Here is a 3,983-nt window from a genome sequence, read left to right on the forward strand (position 1 = left end):
TCGATCACGCCGTCGCTGAAGAACTTGACCGTGCGGGCGGAGAGCAGGTCGCCGGCCTCGCGTTCGACGCGGGCGCGGGTTCGCGCGAAGGCGGCGCGCTGCGTTCGAGAACCCGGCTACCAGGAGCTTCGTCGTTCCGCAGATCTGTCCAACACGCGGCCGGCACCAGCAGGTTGGAAAAGGCTCAGTGCCACTCCAGTGAGCCGGCCATGCCGTTCCATGCCTCCGGTGATGCCTGGCGGAGGGTGCCCACGGCGAGCCGGACGGCGCGGTCGAGGTCGTCCGCGGTCACGGGAGAGCGGAGAGGGCCGGCTTCGGCCGATGTGGTCATGGCATGACCGTATCGGCCGAAGCCGGCCCGTTCGTCACAGGCCGCCGGTGTACGCGAGCAGGTTCGGCGTGCCGGCCAGGTTGCCCTGGACGACGCCCGGGGTGGCGTTCGCCGTCAGCCAACTGCCGAGCGCCGCCTGCGTGGTGTCACCCTTGGCACTCTTGTACAGGGCGGCGATGCCGGTGACGTGCGGGGTCGCCATCGACGTACCGCTGTATACGGCGGTGGTGTTGTTCGGCTGGGTGGAGAGGATCGACGAACCGGGCGCGTAGAGGTCGACGCAGGCGCCGGTGGAGGAGTAGGAGGCGCGGGCGTCGTTTCTGTCGGTGGCGCCGACCGCGGTGGTCTGGGTCAGGCCGCGGGGCAGGCGGTCGCACGAGTCGGCACCGGTGTTGCCGCCGGAGGTGGCGAGGAAGACACCGGAGTTCATCATCGAGGTGAGGGACGCGGCGAGGGTGTCGTTCCAGGTGAAGTTCCAGGAGGTGTTGGCGACGGCCGGCTTCTGGGCGTTGGCGGTGACCCAGTCGACGGCCTTGATGGTCGCGGACGTACGGCCCGCGCCCTGGCAGTCGAAGATCTTCACAGCGTGCAGCCGGACGCCCTTGGCGATGCCGTAGGTCTTCGACCCGATGGTGCCGGCGACGTGCGTGCCGTGGCCGTCGCAGTCGGTGTTCGTGTTGTCGATGACGTTCAGGTCGAACTGCGCGCGTCCGCCGAAGTCGGGGTGCGTGACGTTGATGCCGCTGTCGATGACGTACGCGTGGACGCCGGAGCCGTCGGCGGTGCTGCTGTACGACGCGGACAGCGGCAGGTTGTGCTGGTCGACGCGGTCGATGCCCCAGGACGGGGGGTTCGTCTGGGTGGTGTCGGCGGCCTGGTCGACCCAGGAGTCCTGTTCGATGGCGACGACGGCGCCCTGGCGCTGCAGTGCGCGCAACTGGCCGGCGGTGAGGTCGGCGGCGAAGCCGTTCACGGCGGTGTCGTAATAGTAGCGCGCGCTCACGGACAGGGCGTGGGCGAGCCCCCGCGCGTCTGCGCCGGGCTTGAGTCGCACGATGTACGCGCCGTCGATGGGGTGTGTGCCGGTGTCGGGCGCGACGGAGGTGACCGGTACCACTGTGGTATCGGGTGCGGCGGCCCCGGCCGCCTGCGGGAGGCCGAGGAGGGCCAGCGCACCCGTGGCTGCGGCTGCGAGAAGGCGGAGGTGGGACGTGCGGGATCTCCCGGGGGTAGCCAGGCGACGCATGTGGGACTCCTACCTGTGTGCGGGTGGAAGGGGCGGGGTCGCCCCGGGGCGGACATTACGTGCCCATGTCACATTCACCGAGTTCGGATTCAGCCAAGTCCGTTCATCGGGTGGAGCGTTCGTGCAGCGGGTGCGATGACGACGGACAGGGAGGCGGCGGACGGGAGGGCGGGAGCGCCGGGGCGTTGTCAGTGGAGGGTGCTTCACTGAGTTCCGGCACAGTCCGTCACTGACATCGGGGGGAATGATGACGGAACGTACGTCTGCGTCCCGACCGCGAAAGCTGGTGCATGTGTCGCTGACGGGGCTCCGGCGGCGCGGCTGGACCGACGCCCTGGTACGGAACCTGCTCGGGGCACCGGATCTGCGGCGGAGCGGACCGCACCACCGCTCCGGGCCGCCGATGCGGCTGTACACGCTCGTACGGGTGGAGAGGGCCGAGCCCGGCGAAGAGTTCGCGGCGGCCGGCGGGACGGCCGCACGACGCGCCGCGGCCGCACGGGCCGCGGCGGAGCGCAGACGGCAGGCCGTGCTCGCCACGGTGCGGGCGGAGCCGGTCCATGTGCCACCGCTGGAGGCGCGGGAGCTCGCCGAGCAGGCGGTGCGGCACCGCAACGCGCTGGACGAGGAGCGCACCCATGACCGCGCGGACCGCATCCCCGACCCGGCCACCACAGAGGACGTCGGTCCGGCCGCGCCGGCACGCTGGCAGGTCAACCGTCTACGGCACGCGCTGACCCGGTACGACACCCTGCTGAACGGCCTGTTCGGGGCCACCGGCAGGGCAGAGGCGGAACTGCTGCTGCGCCGACGGGTGTACCGATCGTCCAGGCCGTCCTCGTCCTTCATCACGCGTCAGCGTGAGGTTGGAAAAGGCTCATTGCTCGGCGTCCAGGAATTCCTGAATGGGAACCAGCCGTGCGGCGGGTGTCAGCGAGTAGTAGACCCGGCTGTTCCCGGGGCGGCGCGCGCGGTTGCTCGGGAGCTCAGGCTGGCTTTCTAGCCAGCCGGCATCCTTCAGCCGCCGGAGTTGGGCGTAGATGGTGCCGGGCTCGATGCCCGTGGCGGCGTGAATCTCGGCGACGTAGGTCCCTGAGGCGCCGTCGGGGAAGAGGTGCCCCCTCGCCCGACCACAGCACGATCCGGCCCCGCGTGGCTATATCCGCAGGCACGTCCCTGCTGTTCACCAACTCCCGCAACTCGGCGGCCTGTTCCACGGACAGCTCCATACCAAGAGACCCTGCCACACAAGATCAAGTAACGCTGACGGAATCACAAGACACTAGTTCTTCTGGAAGTGATGGTCCAAGTCCCTGACGTGCGGCGGCCAACTGTTGGCTGGCCCTGTGACCTGCGTGGATGTCAGGATCAGTTGTCAACGTCGGTTTGCATCGGACGGCCCAGAGACGGCCCAGCCAGGAGTACCCGGGGACGGATCAGGGTTCGTGGAGACATGGTGGGCAGGGCGTTGTCGGTTGCCTGAGCCAGAATGCGCGGCATGAGCATCGAGATGCAGCTGCGCGCCATGCCGGAGTCCGAGATCCGAGAGGACTGGGCCTGGCTGGAGGAGTTCATGGGGGACGCCGGGGACTTCGATCGCTTCCAGGCCGAACGCCGGGCCGGAATCGCCGAAGTCGTGGAGTACCACTTCCACGCCCTCCACGAGGTCTACAGGGCGGCATACACCCTGCAGGGCTCTCATGACTGGGAGCTCCCGGTCTTCGCGGGCAGCCCGGTGTACCACGCCACTCACAACCAGCCGCCGTTTCTGATACTCCGCCCCGTTCAGGTGCGCGAGGTGGCGGCCTTCCTGGCGGCGGTCTCCTTCGACGATCTTTGGGAGGCGGCCCGGCCGAAGGTGTTGCCTCCCTTCTCCGCCTTCGACGAGGCTGAGGTCAAGGGCTGGTTCCTCACCCACCACACCGACCTGCAGGCCTTTTACAACCGGACCGTTCCCACGGGGCACGCCGTCGTCAAGGCCTTCTGGTACTGAGCCGCGGTCTTCGGCGCCCAGGCGCCGTTCGACACCCTGGGCGCCGCGGCCTGGCTGCTGAACAGCCTGCGGAAGGCTGGGGCACAGGAGCAGGTCACCACCCTGGCCACGCAGCTTCCTGCTGCAGGGGCCTTCGATCTGTTCATCGCGATCGGTGGCAACCGTGCTCGGTACCGGTTCGGGCGTGAGCCCAACGGGAGCGCAGCCCCATCGTGGGCGTGGGACGACCTGGAATGACCGAGTCAGGGCGTCCCAGACATCACCAACTGCCTCGATACCCTTCAGATGTCTTCGATCCCCACTTGCCGCGGACAGTCCTGTCAATCCCCTGGAAACGTAGAGGCCTTCCTTACGCGGCTTGGTCCTTCTGGTGGTGCTCGGCTCGTGCTTCGCTGATGGTGCGTTCGAACTCG

Annotated in this window: 4 protein-coding genes; 2 read left to right on the forward strand and 2 right to left on the reverse strand. The window is 68.7% G+C overall.

From position 1 onward, the window contains the following. Positions 1–184: 184 nt before the first annotated feature. On the reverse strand, positions 185–331 hold the full coding sequence (locus ACIBB8_RS37605) for a hypothetical protein (protein WP_398959884.1): 147 nt from the start codon (positions 329–331) through the stop codon (positions 185–187). Between the two features lie 34 nt (positions 332–365). Beyond that, on the reverse strand, positions 366–1,577 hold the full coding sequence (locus tag ACIBB8_RS37610) for a S8 family serine peptidase (protein ID WP_398959886.1): 1,212 nt from the start codon (positions 1,575–1,577) through the stop codon (positions 366–368). A 292-nt stretch (positions 1,578–1,869) separates the two neighbouring features. On the opposite strand from ACIBB8_RS37610, the gene ACIBB8_RS37615 reads away from it, so the two are divergent. Together ACIBB8_RS37615 and ACIBB8_RS37620 are read left to right on the forward strand one after the other, a co-directional pair. Then, on the forward strand, positions 1,870–2,580 hold the full coding sequence (locus tag ACIBB8_RS37615; RefSeq protein WP_398959888.1) for a hypothetical protein: 711 nt from the start codon (positions 1,870–1,872) through the stop codon (positions 2,578–2,580). Positions 2,581–3,075: 495 nt separating this feature from the next. Further along, positions 3,076–3,570 (forward strand): DUF1877 family protein, encoded by a 495-nt coding sequence (locus tag ACIBB8_RS37620; RefSeq protein WP_398959890.1) that lies wholly within the window; start codon positions 3,076–3,078, stop codon positions 3,568–3,570. Positions 3,571–3,983: the final 413 nt, after the last annotated feature.

This window comes from Streptomyces sp. NPDC051286 (assembly GCF_044455345.1).
Classification (GTDB): Bacteria; Actinomycetota; Actinomycetes; order Streptomycetales; family Streptomycetaceae; genus Streptomyces.

What these genes read in the sequence shown, in the direction of transcription:
- ACIBB8_RS37620 (WP_398959890.1), top strand. Translation starts at nt 3,076, where the DNA reads ATGAGCATCGAGATGCAGCTGCGCGCCATGCCGGAGTCCGAGATCCGA.
- ACIBB8_RS37605 (WP_398959884.1), bottom strand. Translation starts at nt 331, where the DNA reads ATGACCACATCGGCCGAAGCCGGCCCTCTCCGCTCTCCCGTGACCGCG.
- ACIBB8_RS37610 (WP_398959886.1), bottom strand. Translation starts at nt 1,577, where the DNA reads ATGCGTCGCCTGGCTACCCCCGGGAGATCCCGCACGTCCCACCTCCGC.